This window comes from Streptomyces sp. NPDC059895 (genome assembly GCF_042731035.1).
Lineage (GTDB): Bacteria > Actinomycetota > Actinomycetes > Streptomycetales > Streptomycetaceae > Streptomyces.
This window is the reverse complement of the sequence record NZ_JBHWKO010000009.1, coordinates 192,349-212,310: the sequence shown is the minus strand read 5'-3', so window position 1 is coordinate 212,310 and position 19,962 is coordinate 192,349. Positions and strand designations below refer to the sequence as shown.

Below are 19,962 nucleotides of genomic sequence, written 5' to 3'. Positions count from 1 at the left end.
CCGATTCTGCCTCACGCTCCCCCTGGGTGGCGTAACGGGCAGGTGAGGGGATCGCAGCCGGGTCGCCGGGCGCGGCCGGGTCAGGGCCGGTCGCCTGGTTCTCCGCGCTCCCGCGGGGTGCGCTCCAGCTCGTGCCGCAGGTCGTCCAGCTCGTTCCCGCCCGCCATCTGCCGCGTCAGTTCCTCGAGGGTGATCCCGTCGCGCGGGTGGCTGCCCACCATCGTGCCGCGCTTGAGCAGCACGAACCTGTCCCCGACCAGGTAGGCGTGGTGGGGGTTGTGGGTGATGAGGACGACACCCAGACCGCGGTCCCGGGCCGCGGCCACGTACTTCAGGACCACGCCCGACTGCTTGACGCCCAGCGCCGCCGTCGGCTCGTCGAGCACCAGGACCTTCGCGCCGAAGTACACCGCCCGGGCGATGGCCACGCACTGGCGTTCGCCGCCCGAGAGGGTGCCGATGGGCTGGTCCACGTCCCGCAGGTCGATGCCCATGCGGGCGAGTTCGGCGCGGGTGGTGCGGCGCATGAGGTCGACGTCCAGGCGCTTGAAGGGGCCCGTGCCCCTGCGGGGCTCGGAGCCGAGGAAGAAGTTGCGCCAGATGGGCATCAGCGGGACGACGGCCAGGTCCTGGTGGACGGTGGCGATGCCGCGGTCCAGGGCCTCGCGCGGGGAGGACAGCGTGGTCTCCTCGCCGTCCAGGCGGAGGACACCGGTGTCGTGCCGGTGCAGTCCGGCGACGATCTTGATCAGGGTCGACTTCCCCGCGCCGTTGTCGCCGAGGACACAGGTGATCTCCCCCGGGTGGACCTCCAGCGAGACGCCTTCGAGGGCGCGTACGTTCCCGTAGCGCTTGCCGACGCCGGACAGCTCCACCAGTGCCGCGCGTTCCGTCGTGTCCGTCATTTGGTGGCCTCCGCGCGCTTGCGGACCCAGGCGTTGAGCAGGGTCGCGAGGAGCAGCATCGCTCCGAGGAAGAACTTGAACCAGTCGGGGTTCCACTCGGCGAAGACGATGCCCTTGCTGGTCATGCCGAACAGGAGGGCGCCGACCGCCGAGCCGATGGCGCTGCCGTGACCGCCGGTGATGAGGCAGCCGCCGATGACGGCCGCGATGATGTAGATCAGCTCGTTGCCGACGCCCTCGCCGGACTGGACGACGTCGTAGCTGAACAGCAGGTGCTGGCCGCAGACCCAGGCGCCGAAGGCCACGCCCGTGTAGAGGCCGATCCGGGTGCGGTCCACGGGGACGCCGACGGCGCGGGCCGCGTCCTTGTTGCCGCCCACCGCGAAGATCCAGTTTCCGGCGCGGGTGCGCAGCAGGATCCAGGAGGCCACCGCGACCAGGGCGAGCCACCACAGGATGGTGATCTTGAAGTTGACGTCGCCGATCGTCAGGGTCGAGGCGAAGACGTCGCGGGCGGTGGGGAAGCCCTCCATGTCGGCGATGCTCTTCGTCGACACCGTGTCGTCGATCAGCTTGGTGAAGCCGAGGTTCATGCCGGTCAGCATCAGGAAGGTGCCCAGGGTGACGATGAAGCTGGGCAGCCGGGTGCGGGTGAGGACGAAGCCGTTGAAGGCGCCGATGGCCAGGGTCGCCAGCAGGGACACCCCGACGCCCACCCAGACGTTCGCCGTCATCTGGTAGCTGAACAGCGACGAGATCAGCGCCGAGGACGTCACCAGGACACCGGCCGAGAGGTCGAACTCGCCGCCGATCATCAGCAGCGCGACCGGGACCGCCATGATGCCGATCGTGGAGGCCGCGTACAGGACCGTGCTGAGGCTGGCGGCGCGCAGGAAGCTGTCGGCGGCGACGGCGAAGAAGAGGAAGACCGCGAGCGCGCCGACGACCGAGCCCAGCTCCGGGCGGGCGAGCAGCCGGCGCAGCGAAGACGTCCGGAGAATCCTTTCGTCGGTGAGCGCGCTCATCGGGTGCCCCGCTCGGTGTACTCCGCGAGCTCGTCCGCCTGCTCCTCGGTGATGATCTGCGGGCCGGTCAGCACCGGCTGCCCGCCGCCGAGGACGTCGCCGTTGTACCGGTACAGCCACAGCAGGTCGACGGCCTGGTAGCCCTGGAGGTAGGGCTGCTGGTCGACGGCGAAGCCGAGGGTGCCGTCCGTGAGGCCGGCGGCGACCTTGGCGTTGAGGTCGAAGGTGTCGATCTCGGCGTCGCTGCCGGCGGCCTGCCGGGCCTTCGCCGCGGTGTCGGCGTACGGGGCGCCGAGGGTGACGACGGTGTCGATCGAGGGGTCCGCCTGGAGCTTGGCCTCGATCGCGGACTGCACGTCGGGCATGCTGGTGCCGTTGACGTAGAGGTCGGAGACCGTTCCGGTGAAGGCGGACGCGACGCCGTCGCAGCGCTGCTCGTGACCGACGTTGCCCTGCTCGTGCAGGACGCAGAGCGCCTTCTTCCTCCCGCGCCGGTTCAGCTCCTCGCCGACGGCCTCGCCGGCGATCGTCTCGTCCTGGCCGATGTGGGTGAGCGCGCCGAACGCCTCGGACTCGGCCGATCCGGAGTTCACGGTGACCACGGGGATGCCCGCCTTCACGGCGCGGGCCACCGCGGCCTTGAGGGCGTCCGGCTTGGCGAGCGTGACGATGATGCCGTCGACCTTCTTGTCGACCGCCGCGTCGACGAGCTGCGCCTGCTGCTGGGCCTCGTCGTCGTGGGAGTACAGGAAGTCGATGTTGTCCTTGAGGGCCGCCTGCTCGGCGCCGCTCTGGACGATGTCCCAGAACGTGTCGCCGTCTCCCGAGTGGGTGATCATCGCGATGGTCCAGCGGGGGGTGTCCACCGCCGCCTTCCCCTCGGCCGCCGCGGCCTCGCGGGCGTCCTCGGCGCGCTTGCCCCCGGTGCTGCTGCACCCCGCGAGGGACACGCAGAGCGCCCCCGCCAATGCGATCCCTGCCCAGGTCCGAAACCGTGCCACGAGGCCGTGCCCTTCTTGCCGTGCTCTGTCGTATCTGTCGTGCGCATCCGCCCGGTGATCGCTCACCGGACGCAAACGCCCCAGTATCGAACACGGGGACGGCCGCTCCACGGCCGGGGACCGCGACGCGGTCACCTTGTCCGGACATCAGGTCGCGCCGCACGGCCTGCCGTCCGGACGGGAGGTCTCCTTTCCCGGACAGGACGACTTCCCGGACAGGACGACTTCCCGGACAGGACCACTTCCCCGGACAGGACCACTTCCCCGGACAGGACCACTTCCCCGGACAGGACCACTTCCCCGGACAGGACCACTTTCCCGGACAGGACCACTTTCCCGGACAGGACGACCGCCGAGGGCGTCGCCCTCAGGACCGCACGAGCAGCTGGAACTCGAAGGAGTAGCGGGTCGGGCGGTAGATGTGGTCGCCGAACTCGACCGCGCGGCCCGTGTCGTCGAAGGTGGTGCGCTGCATGGTGAGCAGCGGCGCGCCCTGCTCCTCGCCGAGCCGCTCGGCCTCGGCGGCGGTCGCGGCGCGGGCGCCGATGGACTGGCGGGCGCTGTGCAGGGTGATGCCGGCCGCCCGCATCAGCCGGTACAGACCGGTGGCCTCCAGCTGCGCGGTGTCCAGGTCGAGCAGACCGGGGGGCAGGTGGTTGCACAGGTACGCCATCGGCTCGCCGTGCGCGAGACGCAGCCGTTCCACGCGCTGCACCTCCTCGCCCTCGGCGACGCCCAGGGCGGCCGCGACCTCGGCGGACGCGGGGACGACGGTGTTGACCAGGACCGTCGTCGCGGGGCGCTGACCGGCCGCCTCCAGGTCGTCGTAGAGGCTGCTGAGCTCCAGCGGACGCTTGACCTGGCTGTGCACGACCTGGGTGCCGACGCCCCGGCGGCGCACCAGCAGGCCCTTGTCGACCAGGGACTGGATCGCCTGGCGCACGGTCGGGCGGGACAGGCCGAGCCGGGCGGCGAGCTCGATCTCGTTGCCCAGCAGGCTGCCGGGGGTGAGCGAGCCGTGCTCGATGGCGGCTTCGAGCTGCTGGGACAGCTGGAAGTACAGCGGCACCGGAGAGCTCCGGTCCACACGGAGGTCCAGCTGCACGGTCGGGTCCACTCCTGATTTCGGCACGGGCCGAGCGTAGCTCCGCGACCGGTTGACGGGAAGTTGTGTAGTTCGGTTGTCCGGACAAATGGTCCGGTGCCGTGGACCGCTGCCGCGGCGTCCCCTACCAGCGCACGGGCAGGCTGCGCAGTCCGCGCATCAGCATGCCCGGGAGCCACTCGCCGGACGGACCGTCCAGGCCGAGGGCGGGCGCCCGCTCCAGCAGGGAGCTCAGGGCGATGCGGGCCTCCAGGCGGGCCAGGGGCGCCCCCAGGCAGTAGTGGACGCCGTGGCCGAAGGCGAGGTGGCCGCGCGGGTCACGGCGGACGTCGTACCGGTCGGGATCCTCGTAGCGCAGGGCGTCGCGGTCGGCGGCAGCCAGGCCGATCAGCACCGGATCGCCCTTCCCGATCGCCACGCCCGCGATCTCCAGGGGCTCGACGGCGAACCGGTACGTGGCGTTCTCCACCGGCCCCTCCCAGCGCAGGGTCTCCTCCACCACACCGTCGACGAGGGCCGGGTCGGCGCGCACGGCCGCCAGCTGGGCGGGGTGGGTGAGCAGGGCGTGGACGGTGTTGGTGATGAGGTTGACCGTCGTCTCGTGGCCGGCGATGAGCAGGAGGAACGCCATGCCGCGCAGTTCCTCGACCGAGAGCCGGTCGCCGTCCTCGGCGGTGGTGCGGATCAGGTCGCTGAGCAGATCGCCGCCCGGCCCGGCGCACCGCTTGTCCTCGATCAGTTCCGTGAGGTAGCCGCCGAGCCGCGCGAACGCGTCGTGAGCGGTGTCCCCGCTGGTGGGGGCGACCACCTCGGTCGACATCTCGCGGAACGCCGCACGGTCGATCTCGGGGACGCCGAGCAGCTCGCAGATGACGGTGATGGGCAGCGGGTAGGCGAAGGACTCCACCAGGTCGGCGCGGCCGCGCGGCAGCATCGCGTCGAGCAGTTCGTCGGTGATCTGCCGCACGCGCGGGCGCAGCCCCTCGACCCGGCGCACGGTGAACGCGCGGGAGACGAGGGACCGCAGCCGCGTGTGCTGCGGCGGGTCGGTGATCAGCAGGTGCTTGCCGACCAGCTCCTCGTCCATGAACGTCAAGCCGATCCGCTCCCCGTCCTTGACCAGCAGGGGGTCGGCGAGCGCGGCACGCGCCTCCTCGTAACCGACCACGAGCCAGGTCTCGTAGGTGCCGTCGGATCCGGGCGGGCGCACCCGGTGCACCGGGCCGCGCTCCCGCAGCCGCGCGTACACCGCGTGCGGGTCGCGCCGGAACTCCTCGCCGAAGGCTTCCAGATCGATCACATCGGTCATCACGTTCCCCCTGCCGTCACTGCCTCAACGCGCGAGGGTCCCGATCAGTGCCAGGGCACTTCGAAGGGGTGTCGCGGAGCGGGCGCGGCACGACGGGCCGTCAGCCGCGGGACCGGCCCGAGCACCAGGGAGCAGCCGCCGCCGACGACCGCCCACGAGCAGGTCGAACCTAGACGCCGTCCGGAAGTTCGTACGTGCCGTAGCGGGGGCGCCCGTCGGTGTCGTACGTCTGGATGGAGACGCCCGCGGCGGTGATCCGGCCGCCCCGGTGCCGGAACGCGGTCGGCGGGACGCCCTCGGCGAACAGGCGCCGGCCGGCGCCGAGCACGACCGGGAACGTCAGCAGGTGGACGGTGTCGACGAGGTCGAGCGCGAGGAGGCCGCGGGCCAGCGCGCCGCTTCCGTGGACCTGGAGCTCGCCGTCGGTGCGCTGCTTGAGGCCGGTGACCTCCTCGGCGAGGTCGTCGCCGGGGATCGCCGTGGTCCCGGGCCACACGGGGTCGGTGAGGGCCCTCGCGGTGGCCACGTACTTCGGCAGGGAGTTCAGCCGGGAGGCGACCGGATCGGCCGGGTCGGTCACCTTCGGCCAGTGGGCGGCGAAGATGTCGTAGGTGCGGCGGCCGAGGAGGAAGGCGCCGGCGCCGTCGAAGACCTCGTCGACGAACCGGCCGAAGTCGTCGTCGCCGTACGGCACGCTCCAGCCGCCCTGTTCGAAGCCGCCGCGGGTGTCCTCGCGGGGGCCGCCGGGCGCCTGGTGCACACCGTCGAGGGTGACGAAGCCGGTGAGGACGAGCTTGCCCATGGCGGGTGCCCTCCTTGCTGTGCTCGGATTGCCGTGCTCGGATGGGGTCCACTGCCATCAGGGCAGACCCTGCCCGGGCCCGCAACTCATCGGCGCGCCTCCCGGTCCGGTCACCGCATGCCGGCCACTGCGCACGGGCCACGCCGCACGGGCCACGCCGCACGGGCCACCGCGCACGAGCCACCCCGCACGGGCCACGCCGCACGAGCCACCGCGCGTGGGTCCCCGTTCCCGCCGGGGTGTGCACGGTGCCGGTGGCCGGCTCAGCCGCCGAGCTCCTGGTGGCGGGCCGTCAGCGCCGCCGTGCCCGCCTCGGTGAGGGAGCCGAACAGGCGCAGGCGGGAGATGCCGCCGTCGGGATGGATGTCCACGCGCGCGTGCGTGCCGACCGCCGGGGCCGGCAGGACGAAGCGGTGGTTGGTGTCGGGCTGGAGACGGGTGCGCGGCAGGATCTCCGTCCACTCGCCGCTCTCGCCGTCCTCGACCGACACCGAGGCCCAGCCGGCGCTGTTGCCCTTCAGGTACGCCGTGTCGATCTCCAGGGCGCGGATCCGCGCCTGCGCGGCCAGGCGGTAGCGGATCCAGTCGTGGCCCCGGTCACGGCGGCGGCGGGTCTCCCAGCCGTCGTCCATCTTGCGGGAGCGGCCCGGCTGGATTGTGTTGCTCGCCGGCGAGTAGAAGAGGTCGGAGGCGTCCTCGACGCGGCCGCCGTTCTCCAGGGCGACGACGTCGAAGGTGCCGAGCACGGTCAGCCACTCGGGATCGGGTACGACCTCCCCGTGCACGCGCAGGCGGGCGATACCGCCGTCGGGGTGCTGGTTGAGCCGCAGGTGGGTGAAGCGCTGCTCCACCGAGACGGCGAAACCGTTCGCCGCGTGGCCGCCGACCGGCGTGCGCGGGACCAGCGTCGTCCACTTCACGTGGTCGCCGAGGAGTTCCTCGGGGGACGGCGAGCCCGGCACCGAGGCGCCCTCGACCGACACCGCCTGCGGGTAGTTGCCGCGGAAGTGGGCCGTGTCGACGACGATGCCCCGGATCACCCCGGGCGTGCCGAGGCGGACGAGCGCCCAGTCGTGGTCCTCGGCGGTCGGCCACGGGTGCTCGGCGCAGGCACCGCGGCGGCGGCGGGTCTCCCAGCCGTCCATGACCTTGCCCTTGTGGCCGAAGTGCTCCGGGTCGAACTCGGCGGGTCCGGGCACCAGCAGGTTCTCGCGCTGGGCGAAGAACTCGTCGTTGGCCGCGACGACCCCGGCTCCGAGCCGCCGGTCGGCGAGGTCGGCGTACCGGGTGAAGGGGAAGTCGGCGGTGCGGTAGTCCGCGTACGGGTCGCCGCCGCCGTAGGGGTTCGCGTCGCCGGTGAAGCTCTCTATCGCCGTCACGGTGATCAGGTCTGCCTTTCGGAGTCGGCCGGTGCGGGTGCGGGTGGGGTCGGCGGGCGCGGGTCGGGCGCCCCCGCGACTCAGGGGGTTCGGGTGAGGAGCCGGCCTTTCGGCTCGGTGAACTCGCCGTCCGAGGCGATGCGTTCGCCGCGCAGCCAGGTGGACTTCACCACGCCGTGGAGGGTCTTTCCGGCGTACGCCGTGACGCGGTTGCGGTGCTGGAGCGCCGCCGGATCGACGGTGAAGGTCTCGTCGGGGGCGAGGACGGCGAAGTCGGCGTCGCGGCCCGCTTCGATCGCGCCCTTGTGGGAGAGGCCGGCGAGGGCGGCCGTACGGGCGGACATCCACCGGACGACGTCCTCCAGGCCGTGGCCGCGCTCACGGGCCTCCGTCCACACGGCCGCGAGGCTCAGCTGGAGTCCCGAGATGCCGCCCCAGGCCGTCGCGAAGTCGTCGGTCTTGAGGTCGGCCGTGGACGGGGAGTGGTCGGTGACCACACAGTCGATCGTGCCGTCCGCCAGGGCCTGCCAGAGCAGGTCGCGGTTGGCGGACTCGCGGATGGGCGGGCAGCACTTGAACTCGCTGGCGCCGTCCGGGACCTCCTCGGCGGTCAGGGTCAGGTAGTGCGGGCAGGTCTCGACCGTGATGCGGACGCCCTCCGCCTTGGCGGCGGCGATCAGCGGCAGCGCGTCGGCGGAGGAGAGGTGCAGCACGTGCACGCGCGCGTGCAGGCGCCTCGCGGCCGCGATGAGGGTCGCGATGGCGCTGTCCTCGGCGTCGCGGGGACGGCTGGCCAGGAAGTCGGCGTACCGGGGGCCGCCCTGCTGCGGGGCGGCGTCGAGGTGGTGGGGGTCCTCGGCGTGCACGATCAGCAGGCCGTCGAAGCCGGCGATCTCGGCGAGGGACCGGGCCAGTCCGTCCTGGTCCAGGTGCGGGAACTCGTCCACGCCCGACGGCGACAGGAAGGCCTTGAAGCCGAAGACGCCGGCGTCGTGCAGCGGGCGGAGGTCCTTGACGTTGTCGGGGAGGGCGCCGCCCCAGAAGCCGACGTCGATGTGCGCCTTGTCGGCGGCCACCCGCCGTTTGGTGTGCAGGTGGTCGACGGTGGTGGTCGGCGGGAGGGAGTTGAGCGGCATGTCGACGAGGGTGGTGATGCCGCCGGCCGCCGCCGCGCGGGTGGCGGTCCAGAACCCCTCCCACTCGGTGCGGCCGGGGTCGTTGACGTGTACGTGGGTGTCGACCAGGCCGGGCAGCAGGACGTCGTCGCCGAGGTCCTCCAGCCGGGCGCCCGCCGGCACCTCGGCGTCGTACGGCAGGACGGCCGTGATGGTGCCGGCGAGGACCGCGACCGAGGCGGCGCGGGTCCCTTCCGGAGTGATGACGCGCGTCGAGCGCAGCACCAGTTCAGCGTCGGACACCCGGACCCCTCTCTGCCGCCGTTCTGCTTCCGCAATACGGGAGTTACTCCCGCGTGACTTCCACGTAACGGAATTCAACGTTCTGTTGAAGGAGTCTTCACTCCCGGTCGCACCGCCGTCAAGCGCGCACTTCTCCACGGTGCCCCATGCGGCACCGGTCTGGACGCTTCCACAACGCGGAATTACACTTCCGGCAGGCAGAACGTAGCTACGCACAAGCGGGGAGTCAACCGACCGCCGGGTAGGCTTCAGCTCTTCCCGCCAGTTTCGAAAGGAACGCGCCGTGCCGACGTCCAGCGCCAGCACCACCGACTCCGCCAGGTCCGCCGGCGGAGGGGTCCAGTCCCTCGAGCGCGCCTTCGACCTGCTCGAGCGGATGGCGGACGCGGGCGGCGAGGTGGGACTGAGCGAGCTGTCCGCGAGCAGCGGGCTGCCCCTGCCCACCATCCACCGGCTGATGCGCACCCTGGTGGCCTGCGGATACGTCCGTCAGCAGGCCAACCGCCGGTACGCGCTCGGCCCCCGTCTGATCCGCCTCGGCGAGTCCGCCTCCCGCCTGCTGGGCACCTGGGCCCGCCCCTATCTGGCCCGCCTGGTCGAGGTGACCGGGGAGACGGCGAACATGGCGCTGCTGGACGGCGACGAGATCGTGTACGTGGCACAGGTGCCGTCCAAGCACTCGATGCGGATGTTCACGGAGGTCGGCCGCCGGGTCCTGCCGCACTCCACGGGCGTCGGCAAGGCACTGCTCTCCGGCTTCCCGGACGACGAGGTGCGCGCCCTGCTGCACCGCACCGGCATGCCCGCCGCGACCGAGAAGACCATCACCACCCCGGACGGCTTCCTGGCCGCCCTGCGGGACGTGCGCGCCCAGGGCTACGCGGTCGACGACAACGAACAGGAGATCGGCGTCCGCTGTCTCGCGGTGCCGGTCCCCGACTCCCCCACCGCGGCGGCCATCTCCATCTCCGGCCCCGCCGGCCGCGTCACCGAGGCCGCCACGGAGAACATCGTGCCGGTCCTCCAGCAGGTGGCGGCGGAACTGTCGGAGGCGCTGACGAACTCCGGCCCGGCCGCCTAGCCGCGACACCTGCCCGCATCCGCGCAGGGACACCGGCCCGCGTTCACGCCGGGACACCGGCCTCCTTCCGCGCCGGGACACCGGCCCCCGCCCGCGCCGGGACACCGGCCCCCGCCCGTACCAGGAAACCGTCCCGCCGCCTCCCCGCCGCGACGGCAGAGCCTCGGCCCGCGGCGACGCGCCACCTCACCCCCGCGGCGACGCGCCGCCTCACCCCCGCGGCGACCGCCCGAACAGCTCCACGGCGTCGCGTACGTCCGACAGGCCGCGCGACAGCGCGCTCACCGACCCGATCGCGCCCGCGATCAGCAGCAGGGAGCGGCGCAGCCGGGGAATCTCCGGGGTCCCGTGGGCCGCCATCGCGGCGAGGGCGGCCAGCTCGTCCTCGGCGATGTCCCGGTCCGGGAACTCGGCCGGGAGCGCGGCGAGTCCGCGGCGCAGCCGGGACACCGCGGTCCGCAGTTCCGCCACCCTCGGATCCTCGTCGCTGCCGGTCACCGACCTCTGCCCCATGCTCCGCAACACAGCTCTCCCCCCTGGCACACCCCTGTGCGCAAGCGCTCGTGTCCCCACCCCGCCCCGGGCGCGGGTCGGGCACCGCGGGACGCGCGGGCCAGTAAACGCCACCGCCGCGCGGCGCGCCACCACGCGGACCGAAATTCAGCCCTGGGAAACCGCGCGGCCGTCGCCGCGTCAGGTATGCAGAACGTATGACGCACACGCGTATGACGCACACGGAGGACGAGGTCGCCGGGCTGCTCCTCGCGGCGGGCGGCGGGCGCCGGCTCGGCGGGCGCCCCAAGGCACTGCTGACGCACCGGGGCCGGCCGCTCGTGGAGCACGCGGTGGAGGTGCTGCGCGCGGCCGGCTGCGCGCGCGTCCACGTGGTCCTGGGGGCCGCCGCCGACACCGTACGGGAGCGGGCGCGGCTGGACGGATGCGTACTGGTCGCCCATGCGGAGTGGGAGCTGGGCATGGGGTCCTCGCTGCGGGCCGGGCTCGCCTCGCTGGCCGGGACGGGGGCGCGGGCCGCGCTGGTCTCGCTGGTCGACCAGCCGGGCATCGGGGCGGAGGCGGTGGCCCGGGTGCTCGCCGCGTACGAGGACGAGTCGTCGCTGGTGGCGGCGGCCTACGACGGGGTGCGCGGGCACCCGGTCCTGTTGGGCGCCGCGCACTGGGCGGGCATCGCGTCGACCGCGACCGGCGACCGGGGGGCACGCGTCTACCTGAAGGCCCACGACGCGGCGGTGCGGCTGGTCGAGTGCGGGGACGTGGCGAGCCCGTACGACATCGACACCTCCGAGGACCTGGCGCGCCTGGAGTGAGTGAAGGGGGTGGCACGCGGCGCCTCCCCTGCCTCGACCCGGAGAATCTCGACATCAACAAACCATTGAACTTCCACGATGAGGAAACTAGTATCCACTGACCAGAAGCACTCGCCGGCACCCGGCAGCGCTCGGCGGTTCCCGGCGGCCGACGGCACCGGCGGCCCCCGACCGCGTGCGACGGCTCCGCGCCGCCCACGGGTGCCCTCCGCCCCACCCGGGTCTCCTGGCACCCGGTGCCCCGCTCGCTGAAGGAAGTGACAGCTCATGTCCGCACCAGCGCCGTCCCCGCTGGCCATCGTCGACGCCGAGCCCCTGCCCCGGCAGGAGGAGGTCCTCAACCCCGCGGCCCTCGCCTTCGTGGCCGAGCTGCACCGCCGGTTCACGCCGCGCCGCGACGAACTCCTCGCCCGCCGTGCGGAGCGCCGCGCCGAGATCGCCCGCACCTCCACCCTCGACTTCCTCCCGGAGACCGCCGCCGTCCGCGCGGACGACTCCTGGAAGGTGGCCCCCTCCCCCGCGGCCCTCGACGACCGCCGGGTCGAGATCACCGGCCCCACCGACCGCAAGATGACCGTCAACGCGCTGAACTCCGGCGCCCGGATCTGGCTCGCGGACTTCGAGGACGCCTCCGCCCCGACCTGGGAGAACGTCGTCCTGGGCCAGCTCAACCTGATCGACGCGTACACCCGGGACATCGACTTCACGGACCCGGCCTCGGGGAAGTCGTACGCCCTGCGTCCGAACGAGGAGCTGGCGACCGTCGTCATGCGTCCGCGCGGCTGGCACCTGGACGAGCGCCACCTGGCCGACGCCGACGGCACCCGGGTCCCCGGCGCCCTCGTCGACTTCGGCCTCTACTTCTTCCACAACGCCCAGCGCCTGCTCGACCTCGGCAAGGGCCCCTACTTCTACCTCCCGAAGACCGAGTCGCACCTGGAGGCCCGCCTCTGGAACGACGTCTTCACCTTCGCGCAGGAGTACGTCGGCATCCCCCACGGCACCGTCCGCGCGACCGTCCTGATCGAGACGATCACGGCCGCGTACGAGATGGAGGAGATCCTCTACGAACTGCGCGACCACGCCTCCGGGCTGAACGCCGGCCGCTGGGACTACCTGTTCTCCATCGTGAAGAACTTCCGTGACGGCGGCGCCCGGTTCGTGCTGCCCGACCGCAACGCGGTCACGATGACCGCCCCGTTCATGCGGGCGTACACCGAACTCCTCGTCCGCACCTGCCACAAGCGCGGCGCGCACGCCATCGGCGGCATGGCGGCCTTCATCCCCTCCCGCCGCGACCCGGAGGTCAACAAGGTCGCCTTCGAGAAGGTCCGCGCCGACAAGGACCGCGAGGCGAACGACGGCTTCGACGGCTCCTGGGTCGCCCACCCCGACCTCGTCCCGATCGCCATGGAGTCCTTCGACAAGGTCCTCGGCGACCGGCCGAACCAGAAGGACCGGCTGCGCGAGGACGTCGACGTCGAGGCGGCCGACCTGATCGCGATCGACTCGCTGGACGCGAAGCCGACGTACGACGGCCTCGTCAACGCCGTGCAGGTCGGCATCCGGTACATCGAGGCGTGGCTGCGCGGCCTCGGCGCGGTCGCCATCTTCAACCTCATGGAGGACGCGGCCACCGCCGAGATCTCCCGCTCGCAGATCTGGCAGTGGATCAACGCGGGCGTCGAGTTCGAGAACGGCGAGAAGGCCACGCCGGAGCTGGCCCGCAAGGTCGCCGCCGAGGAGCTGCGGAGCATCCGCGCCGAACTCGGCGAGGAGGCGTTCGCCGCCGGGCACTGGCAGCAGGCCCACGACCTGCTGCTCGAGGTCGCGCTCGACGAGGACTACGCCGACTTCCTCACCCTGCCCGCCTACGAGCAGCTCAAGGGCTGAACCTCAGGGTGCCGGAGTGTCCGAGTGGCCCAGGGACCTCCCCGGGGCCACTCGGTCGCGTACGGCCCGCTTGACGGCCGTCGGCTCCGGGAAGCCCTGCTCGCGGCGGTCCCACACCACCTCGTCGTTCACCCGCACCACGAAGACCCCGCCCCTGCCCGGCCTGAGCGCCAGCTCCGTCAGCTCGGCCTCGAAGGTCGTCAGCAGCTCCTGCGCCAGCCAGGCGGCCCGGGGCAGCCAGCGGCACTGGGTGCAGTACTCGATCTCGACCCGCTGTGTGTCCGTCATCCCGTCCGTCATCCCAGATGCACCGACCAATCCTGTTCCGCCGCCGGCTTGCCGTGCAGGTCGGGGACCCGCTTGAGCCAGTCCGGGCGGCCCTGCTGGGTTCGTGCCGCCCTGAGGGCCTCCTCGGCGGCGAGTTCCTCCCGGGTCGGGAAGCCGTCGGGCAGCCAGGCCTCGGAGGCCTCCACGCGCGCGTGGAGGTGGTCCACGTAGGCCGCACGGACGTCGTCCGGCGTCGTGAAGCCCTCCTCGGCGGTCAGCCAGGCGTCCGGTACCTCGGCCGCGATGTCCCGCAGCAGGTCCCGGGTCACCTTCGGCGCCAGCTCGGCGTCGGCCGCCCGCACGTCGGGGGCGTAGTGGCCGAGGGCGTGGTGGCGGAAGTCGTAGGCCTTCGCGGGGTCGGCGCCGTCCCAGCGGTGGTGGAAGACGAGCGCCGCGCCGTGGTCGATCAGCCACAGGCGCGGCGGGACGGTGCCCAGCGTCGGCCAGACCATCAGGTTGGAGCTGTGGACGGTGCGGTCCACGTTCACCGTGAGGGCGTCCAGCCAGACGATCCGGCCCGCCTCCAGCGGATCCACCCGGAAGTGCCGGGCGACCTCCGGGGTGAAGTCCGCGGCGCCCGGCAGGTGGTCCATGCCGAGGTTGACGCCCGCGCTCGCCCGGTGCAGCTGCCGCACCTCCTGATGCGGCTCCTCCTCGGCGATCGCCGGGTCGAAGCGCACCAGCACCAGCTCGGGGAAGCGCAGCCCCAGCGCCCGCGCCAGCCCGCCCACGATCACCTCGGCGACCAGCGCCTTGCGGCCCTGCGCGGAGCCGGTGAACTTCACGACGTACGTGCCGAGGTCGTCGGCCTCGACGAGGGCGGGGACGGAACCGCCGGAGCGCAGGGGTTCGATGTAGCGGGTCGCGACGACCTCTCTCAACATTTTCGAAGGCTCCACGGCTTGATTGCCTCACATTCCACGACGAGCTCCCACGCGGTGAAACTCCGGGAATCCGCCCCGGTCAGCCCTGGGGAGAATCTGGGAGTCCGGACCGGCATCCCCGTCTCCCCGTCTCCTCGGCGGTCCGTCCTTCCGGTGCGGCCCTTGCCTCCGGCCTCCGGCATGAAGTGAGCATAGTAACCAAGGGTGACAGCCTGGGACGAGTGTCCGAGCCGTCGCGCCATGCCCAGCCGCGTCGTGGTGCGGTGACGCCGGCGCTACGGGACGGCAACGGCGTCGTAGACGGCCCGGACGTAGGCGGCGCTGAGTTCGGAGCCGAGGATGCCCGGCGCCATCCGGTTCATGATGTAGGAGATGGTCATACGGCGGTCCGGATCCATGATGATCATGGAGCCGCCCCAGCCTCCCCAGAAGGCGACGCGCCCCTCGGGGATCCAGGGGAACGTCCGCGGCTGCGGCAGGGCGAAGCCGGTGCCCCAGCGCATACGGAGCCCGTTGACCAGGTCGACGCCGTCCGCCTGGACGTCGAAGACGGTGTCGATGGTCTTCTCGCCGAGCAACCGGATGCCGTCGGCCTCGCCGCCACGGGCCAGGACGGAGAGGATCCGGGCGACGGAGCGGGCGTTGCCGTGGCCGTTGGCCCCGCCGATGTCGGCGGCCCGCCACTGCCGGGTGTTGGCCACGGCCGCGTCCACGGCGGGACCGTTCAGCGCCTTCCAGGCGGGGCTGTCCCGGTCCGGGTCCGCGCCGAGGAAGAGGAAGGGGGGCGGCGGGACCACGTCCGCGATCCGGCCCAGGTCCCGTTCGGCCGCCCCGATCTGGAAGTCCGCGGCGAGCGGCTCGGCGATCTCCTCCGCGACGAACTCCTTCAGGGTCCGGCCCGTGACGCGCCGGACGACCTCGCCGATCAGGTGCCCGTAGGTGAAGGCGTGGTAGCCGGACGCCGTGCCGGGCCGCCACCACGGGGCCTGCGCGGCGAGGCGGGCGGCGGCCTCCTCGTGGTCGTAGAGGTCGGCGACCGTGGCCGGCTGGTCCAGGCCGGCGACTCCGGAGGTGTGCGAGAGCAGGTGCCGGATCTCGACGTCCTGCTTGCCGTTGGCGGCGAACTCGGGCCAGTACCTCGCCACCGGTGCGCGGAGGTCGATGTCGCCGCTGTCGACGAGCATGAGCGCGGCGAGGCTGGTGACGGTCTTCGTCGTGGACCACACGTTAGTGAGGGTGTTCTCGTCCCACGCGACGGTGCGGGCGGGGTCGCGGAATCCGCCCCAGAGGTCGACGACGTGCTCACCGTCGATGTCGACGACCAGCGAGACTCCGAGTTCCTCGCCGGAGTCCAGGTTCTGCTGCAACGCGGCGCGCACGGCCTCGAAACGCGGCTCGTGGGTGCCTTGGACATCGGTCATGGCCACTGCCTTTCCGCCCGCGTGGAGCGGGTCCTCTTCTCACGGACCGGCCGGCGGCGGGCCAGGGCTCCGACGGCCCGGGACCCGCCACCGGGTGGGAACCGCGGCCGCGTCGCACGGCCGCCCCGCGAGTCTCGTACCCTCACACCAATGTGAAGGTCAAGCGGCGGGATCCGTGGGCGGCGTCATAGCCTCGAACGCATGGGAATCGGAGAGCCGGCGGAGCGCACCGTCACCGCCCTGGAGCGCGAACACGGCCACCTGACGCAGCGCATCGACTGCCCGCTGCGCAACCGCGACGCGGTCGCCGACCATCCGGAGACGGTACGCGCCCTGCGGGCCGCCGCCGATACCCCCGGCCACGGCCGGGCAGCCTGACCTGCCCCGTCCGGTCCGCGGTCACCTGCTGCGACCGTCCGGCCGCCGGTCACGTGTCGTTGCGCGCACCGGAGAACGATGCGTCATGCTTCGTTTCGGTGCCTGCCGCGTCGCGTGCGGGTGCGCTGTCCGACAGGAGTCGCAGCGGCCGAAGCCGTCGCCTCCGGGTCAGGCCCCCGCGGCGGCCCCGCAGGAGGACCGGACCACCAGACGCGGGTGAAGGAAGAGCCGGCGCACGGGAACGCTGTCGGGGTCCGGGGCGTCCAGGCGGTCCAGGAGCAGCCGCGCGGCCTGTTCGCCCAGCTCGTGCTTGGGCGGCGCCACGGCCGTCAGGGGGACGTCGGCGAGCGAGGCGATCTCGTCGTCGTAGGCGATCAGCGCCATGTCGTCCGGTGTGCGCAGCCCGCGGACGCGCAGACGTCGCATCAGCTCGATCGCGTCGTGGTCGGACAGCACGAGTGCCGCCCGCACACCGCCGGACAGGCACTCCTCGACGAACCGGTCGTAGTGTTCGGCGGCCTCCGCGGAGCCCATGGTGGGGCGGCCGCTGTCGTACACCGGCACATCCGCCTCCAGCGCCAGCCGCCCTACGGCCGCCTCGTGCCCTTCGCGCACCAGGCCGGCGGTGGGACTGCCGTTGGTGAACAGGCCCACCTTGGTGTGCCCGAGCCCCGCGAGGTGCCGTACGGCGGCGAAGGCGCCCTGCCGGTGATCGGTGGCGACGAACTCGCAGGAGGCGAAGGGGTCGTGGGGCCGGCGCTCCATCAGGACGAACGGCAGCCCGGTGGCCGCGAGCCGCTCGAGCGTGCCGGCCGACAGGTCGTGGCCCTCGGGAGAGGCGACGAGCAGCCCGGCGGCGCCGGAGGCCCGCAGCTCCTCGACCCGTTCCGACGCGTCCCCGTGGGCGTAGTCGCTGAGGCTGATCACCGCGCGGGCTCCCCGCTCGGCCGCGACGGCCTGGACCCCGGCGACCACGCGCGGGTAGTAGTACGTGGCCGACGGGACCAGCAGCCCCAGGGTCCGTTCGGCCGCCGGGGGCGCGGCGGACGGCGTCGCCGCGGGCGGCGGGGTGCCGGGGCCCGGCGTCGTCAGTACGGCGCCGCCCCGCACCCGGCGCAGCCGCCCCTCCGCCTCCAGGGTCCGGCGGCCGGTCAACCACGGCCGCGACCGGTTCCCGCCGGCTCCCGCCGCCGCCGAGGGCACCCCGCACTACGACCGCCTCGCCTACTCCACCGCCACCGCCCCCGCCCCCGAGACCCCGCCGGACGGCTCCGCGCCGGGCCCCGACAACCACATCGCCCTGGTGGGCGGCTCCGGACCGTCCCGCCGGAACCGTATCCATCCGCTGTACGCGGAGGGACGCCGGGCGGCGTCCTGGCACACCCCCGCGACCGGCGCGCGGGACACACAGGACGCACAGGACACGCAGGACGCACGGGAAGCACAGGAGACGCAGGAAGCACGGCACGCACAGGAGGCACAGGAGGCGCAGGACGCACCGGAGCGCATCACCACCGTCGGCGTCGTGCACGGCCCCTGGGAGGTGCGGCTGCACCTTGTCCGGGCACCCGCCGGCAGCCTCGTGCGCGAAGGCGGCTGGGCGGTCGCCGACGACGACGCGCCTCCCGCCGCGCAGGCGGGCCCGGACTGGGCGGTCGTCCACCGCGAGGACGGCCTCACCAGCTTGTTGGCCGGCCTGTCCGGCTGGACGGACACGCTCGCCGGCAGTCGCGGAGAGGTCGTCCGTGCCGAGGGCCACAACGCCTACGGCCGCCACTCGGCCGTCCCGGTCCTGACCGGGCGCCATCCCGGCGGCTCACTGCTGCTGGCCAGCCTCGTGGTCCTCACGGCGGACCCGGCCCTGGGCGCGGACCTCCGTGCCGTCCGCGCCGGTGCCGAGGTACGGGTGCGGGAGGACGGCACGGTGGTGGTCCGCTTCCCGGACGGCACCACCGAGTGCGTGCCCGGCCCCGGGCTCACGCCGTCCTCCGCCACGCCCGGCGCCGCGCGTTCACGGTCGTCGTAGCCGGCTCCCCTCCGCCGACGGCTGTCGCGGGGCGGGGTGGCGGTCCTCCCGCAAGCGCTCAGCCGGGCGGGGTGTGTCAGCTCACGCGCCGGCCAGGGGGTTCGGCAGGGGCAGGTAGCGGGCGTCGGCGCCGTCCGCGTCCGTCCAGCGCAGCAGGAGGTTCGTCTTGCCGGGCAGGGTGGGTGCCGTGAGCAGGGCCTGGGCCTCGGGGAGGTCGTGGCGGGCCAGCTCGCGGCGGGCGGCGGGCCAGGGGTCCAGGCCGGGATGCCGTTCGGCGAGGACGGCGGCGACCTCGGTGAGGTGGTTGACGACCAGGCAGTACACGAGCCGTTCCCAGCCGGCGGCGCGGGGCACGTCCGGCAGCAGCTTGACGCCCTCGGCGTCCCGGAACAGGGCCTGCACCGGGAGGCCGGCGGCGTCGACGGCGACCAGCGTGTTCTGCAGGTGGGCCTCGAGGACGACGCCGTGGTCGGCGAAGGCGGCCAGCGCCGGGGGGACGACGGCGGCCAGATACGCCTCCCACCAGGCCACCGGGTCCGCGCCGTCGGCCGGCAGGCCGTCGGGTGAGCCGCCGGGGCGGCCGGCGACCGACCCCTCCACGAGGCTCGCCGCGAGCAGGGGGGTCGCGCCGGGCAGGACGTGGTCGCGCAGGCCGTCGCGGACCAGGACGGCCAGTTCCTCGAAGGCGAACGCGGCGGTGCGGTAGCCGCGGTCGCTCAGCCAGGCCGCCGGGCCGCCGAGCGCGGCGAAAGCCTCCGTGACGGCCGCGTCGGTCCGCCGCAGCTTCAGCAGGTCGTGGCGCCACAGCCGGCGGATGTCGTTGGTGATGCGCACGTCGAGGCTGAACTTCAGGAACAGGTCCTGCCCGGGTGCGTACAGCGTGCGCACGGCGGCCGTCGGCCACGTCTCGGGCCCGGTGGCGCCGAGCCGGACCAGACGGCCGTCGGCGAAGGCGGGCGCGAGGGCGGGGGCGGCCAGGTCGAGCTGCCAGGGGTGGGCGGGCAGCAGCCGGTAGCCGGCCGGGGCCTCACCGAGGGCGTCGAGCGCGGAGGTGTCCCCCTCCTCGACGACCTGGTCCTCGCGCAGACCGAGGAGGGCGAGCGGGAAGCGGGCGTGCGCCTCGGGGGCGTACGGCAGCCAGTCGGCGGCCGGGCCGCCGCCGCGCGCCTTGGGTGCGGGGTGGTGGGGGTGGCCGGTGACGAGGGACTGTTCGGACCGCAGGTAGGGGTCGGCGGGCGGGACGGCCCGCGCGCGTGCCGTGAGCAGGGCGGCCACGGCGTCCCTGCCGGCGAGCATCTCGGCGGGGAGCTCGTCGTTGGCGAGTCCGGTGTGCCGGCGCAGTTCCTCGGCGACCAGGGCGACGAGGGCGGTGTGGTCGAGGCGGTGCCAGGCGCCCGCCGCGTACACCTCGGGTTCGGCGGGGCGCCGGGCGCCGCGGACGCGCAGCGTACGGCCGGAGGGCAGCCGGTGCGCGAGCCGTCCGTCACCCGCCGCAAGAGGCTCGGCCACCTCGCGCAGCAGGCAGTTCAGCAGCGGCGCGGCGGCGTGGGCGTCGGCGAGGGCTTCCGGGCCCATGGGTGCGGTGCGGCCGGCCGGCGCCACGGCCCCGACGGGCGGGGGGATGAGGTCCACGCGTTGTACTCGTTCCCTACGGTTCATGCGGGCGGAGACGTCCAGTATCGC

19 protein-coding genes are annotated in these 19,962 nt (G+C 73.3%); 5 read left to right on the top strand and 14 right to left on the bottom strand.

The annotated features are described in order from the left end of the window. Positions 1-80: 80 nt before the first annotated feature. From ACFV9M_RS14020 to allB, 8 genes are all read right to left on the bottom strand, one after another. Positions 81-905 carry an ATP-binding cassette domain-containing protein gene (locus tag ACFV9M_RS14020; RefSeq protein WP_385066212.1) on the bottom strand — a complete coding sequence of 275 codons (825 nt, stop codon included), beginning with the start codon at positions 903-905 and terminating at the stop codon, positions 81-83. Further along, entirely contained in the window at positions 902-1,930 is a 1,029-nt protein-coding gene (locus tag ACFV9M_RS14015; RefSeq protein WP_385066215.1) for an ABC transporter permease, read from the bottom strand. Before ACFV9M_RS14015 ends, ACFV9M_RS14020 begins: the two co-directional genes overlap by 4 nt. Continuing rightward, on the bottom strand, positions 1,927-2,931 hold the full coding sequence (locus tag ACFV9M_RS14010) for a sugar ABC transporter substrate-binding protein (RefSeq protein WP_385066217.1): 1,005 nt from the start codon (positions 2,929-2,931) through the stop codon (positions 1,927-1,929). Before ACFV9M_RS14010 ends, ACFV9M_RS14015 begins: the two co-directional genes overlap by 4 nt. Before the next feature lie 367 nt (positions 2,932-3,298). After that, positions 3,299-4,036, bottom strand: coding sequence for a GntR family transcriptional regulator (locus tag ACFV9M_RS14005; protein ID WP_385066329.1), 738 nt, complete (start codon positions 4,034-4,036; stop codon positions 3,299-3,301). A 124-nt stretch (positions 4,037-4,160) separates the two neighbouring features. Beyond that, entirely contained in the window at positions 4,161-5,345 is a 1,185-nt protein-coding gene (locus ACFV9M_RS14000; RefSeq protein ID WP_385066220.1) for a cytochrome P450, read from the bottom strand. 169 nt (positions 5,346-5,514) lie between these two features. Beyond that, on the bottom strand, positions 5,515-6,147 hold the full coding sequence (locus ACFV9M_RS13995; protein ID WP_385066222.1) for a dihydrofolate reductase family protein: 633 nt from the start codon (positions 6,145-6,147) through the stop codon (positions 5,515-5,517). 263 nt (positions 6,148-6,410) lie between these two features. Further along, the gene (gene alc, locus ACFV9M_RS13990; RefSeq protein ID WP_385066225.1) at positions 6,411-7,526 is read right to left on the bottom strand and encodes an allantoicase; all 1,116 of its coding nucleotides are present in this window, start codon (positions 7,524-7,526) and stop codon (positions 6,411-6,413) included. 80 nt (positions 7,527-7,606) lie between these two features. Then, positions 7,607-8,944, bottom strand: a complete 1,338-nt coding sequence (gene allB / locus ACFV9M_RS13985; protein WP_385066229.1) for an allantoinase AllB — start codon at positions 8,942-8,944, stop codon at positions 7,607-7,609. Between the two features lie 283 nt (positions 8,945-9,227). Here allB and ACFV9M_RS13980 point away from each other — a divergent pair, with 283 nt between their 5' ends. Continuing rightward, the gene (locus ACFV9M_RS13980; protein ID WP_385066231.1) at positions 9,228-10,025 is read left to right on the top strand and encodes an IclR family transcriptional regulator; all 798 of its coding nucleotides are present in this window, start codon (positions 9,228-9,230) and stop codon (positions 10,023-10,025) included. A 210-nt stretch (positions 10,026-10,235) separates the two neighbouring features. On the opposite strand, the gene ACFV9M_RS13975 is transcribed toward ACFV9M_RS13980, so the two are convergent. Further along, complete coding sequence (locus ACFV9M_RS13975; RefSeq protein WP_385066234.1) at positions 10,236-10,550, bottom strand: DUF5955 family protein; 315 nt, start codon at positions 10,548-10,550, stop codon at positions 10,236-10,238. A 200-nt stretch (positions 10,551-10,750) separates the two neighbouring features. Between ACFV9M_RS13975 and ACFV9M_RS13970 the strand changes: the two genes are divergently transcribed. Further along, positions 10,751-11,350, top strand: a complete 600-nt coding sequence (locus ACFV9M_RS13970; protein ID WP_385066332.1) for an NTP transferase domain-containing protein — start codon at positions 10,751-10,753, stop codon at positions 11,348-11,350. A 267-nt stretch (positions 11,351-11,617) separates the two neighbouring features. Beyond that, positions 11,618-13,243 (top strand): malate synthase A, encoded by a 1,626-nt coding sequence (gene aceB, locus ACFV9M_RS13965; protein WP_385066236.1) that lies wholly within the window; start codon positions 11,618-11,620, stop codon positions 13,241-13,243. Between the two features lie 3 nt (positions 13,244-13,246). On the opposite strand, the gene ACFV9M_RS13960 is transcribed toward aceB, so the two are convergent. From ACFV9M_RS13960 to ACFV9M_RS13950, 3 genes are all read right to left on the bottom strand, one after another. Continuing rightward, the gene (locus ACFV9M_RS13960) at positions 13,247-13,531 is read right to left on the bottom strand and encodes a SelT/SelW/SelH family protein (RefSeq protein WP_385066239.1); all 285 of its coding nucleotides are present in this window, start codon (positions 13,529-13,531) and stop codon (positions 13,247-13,249) included. 8 nt (positions 13,532-13,539) lie between these two features. Next, the gene (locus ACFV9M_RS13955) at positions 13,540-14,454 is read right to left on the bottom strand and encodes a HipA family kinase (RefSeq protein WP_385066241.1); all 915 of its coding nucleotides are present in this window, start codon (positions 14,452-14,454) and stop codon (positions 13,540-13,542) included. A 275-nt stretch (positions 14,455-14,729) separates the two neighbouring features. Then, positions 14,730-15,875 (bottom strand): serine hydrolase domain-containing protein, encoded by a 1,146-nt coding sequence (locus ACFV9M_RS13950; protein WP_385066243.1) that lies wholly within the window; start codon positions 15,873-15,875, stop codon positions 14,730-14,732. Between the two features lie 201 nt (positions 15,876-16,076). Here ACFV9M_RS13950 and ACFV9M_RS13945 point away from each other — a divergent pair, with 201 nt between their 5' ends. Beyond that, a complete protein-coding gene (locus tag ACFV9M_RS13945) occupies positions 16,077-16,253 on the top strand; it encodes a hypothetical protein (protein WP_385066246.1) in 177 nt (58 codons plus the stop codon). 168 nt (positions 16,254-16,421) lie between these two features. Here ACFV9M_RS13945 and ACFV9M_RS13940 read toward each other — a convergent pair whose 3' ends face one another. Then, a complete protein-coding gene (locus ACFV9M_RS13940; protein WP_385066248.1) occupies positions 16,422-17,228 on the bottom strand; it encodes a LacI family DNA-binding transcriptional regulator in 807 nt (268 codons plus the stop codon). A 16-nt stretch (positions 17,229-17,244) separates the two neighbouring features. Between ACFV9M_RS13940 and ACFV9M_RS13935 the strand changes: the two genes are divergently transcribed. Continuing rightward, positions 17,245-18,279 carry a hypothetical protein gene (locus tag ACFV9M_RS13935; RefSeq protein ID WP_385066250.1) on the top strand — a complete coding sequence of 345 codons (1,035 nt, stop codon included), beginning with the start codon at positions 17,245-17,247 and terminating at the stop codon, positions 18,277-18,279. 81 nt (positions 18,280-18,360) lie between these two features. Here ACFV9M_RS13935 and ACFV9M_RS13930 read toward each other — a convergent pair whose 3' ends face one another. Next, a complete protein-coding gene (locus ACFV9M_RS13930) occupies positions 18,361-19,938 on the bottom strand; it encodes an IucA/IucC family protein (protein ID WP_385066252.1) in 1,578 nt (525 codons plus the stop codon). Positions 19,939-19,962: the final 24 nt, after the last annotated feature.

Bases quoted from the DNA above. Each gene is read 5' to 3' on its own strand.
- ACFV9M_RS14020 (WP_385066212.1), bottom strand. From the start codon at position 905: ATGACGGACACGACGGAACGCGCGGCACTGGTGGAGCTGTCCGGCGTC.
- ACFV9M_RS14015 (WP_385066215.1), bottom strand. From the start codon at position 1,930: ATGAGCGCGCTCACCGACGAAAGGATTCTCCGGACGTCTTCGCTGCGC.
- ACFV9M_RS14000 (WP_385066220.1), bottom strand. From the start codon at position 5,345: ATGACCGATGTGATCGATCTGGAAGCCTTCGGCGAGGAGTTCCGGCGC.
- ACFV9M_RS13995 (WP_385066222.1), bottom strand. From the start codon at position 6,147: ATGGGCAAGCTCGTCCTCACCGGCTTCGTCACCCTCGACGGTGTGCAC.
- ACFV9M_RS13970 (WP_385066332.1), top strand. From the start codon at position 10,751: ATGACGCACACGGAGGACGAGGTCGCCGGGCTGCTCCTCGCGGCGGGC.
- aceB (WP_385066236.1), top strand. From the start codon at position 11,618: ATGTCCGCACCAGCGCCGTCCCCGCTGGCCATCGTCGACGCCGAGCCC.
- ACFV9M_RS13960 (WP_385066239.1), bottom strand. From the start codon at position 13,531: ATGACGGACACACAGCGGGTCGAGATCGAGTACTGCACCCAGTGCCGC.
- ACFV9M_RS13955 (WP_385066241.1), bottom strand. From the start codon at position 14,454: ATGTTGAGAGAGGTCGTCGCGACCCGCTACATCGAACCCCTGCGCTCC.
- ACFV9M_RS13950 (WP_385066243.1), bottom strand. From the start codon at position 15,875: ATGACCGATGTCCAAGGCACCCACGAGCCGCGTTTCGAGGCCGTGCGC.
- ACFV9M_RS13945 (WP_385066246.1), top strand. From the start codon at position 16,077: ATGGGAATCGGAGAGCCGGCGGAGCGCACCGTCACCGCCCTGGAGCGC.
- ACFV9M_RS13930 (WP_385066252.1), bottom strand. From the start codon at position 19,938: ATGAACCGTAGGGAACGAGTACAACGCGTGGACCTCATCCCCCCGCCC.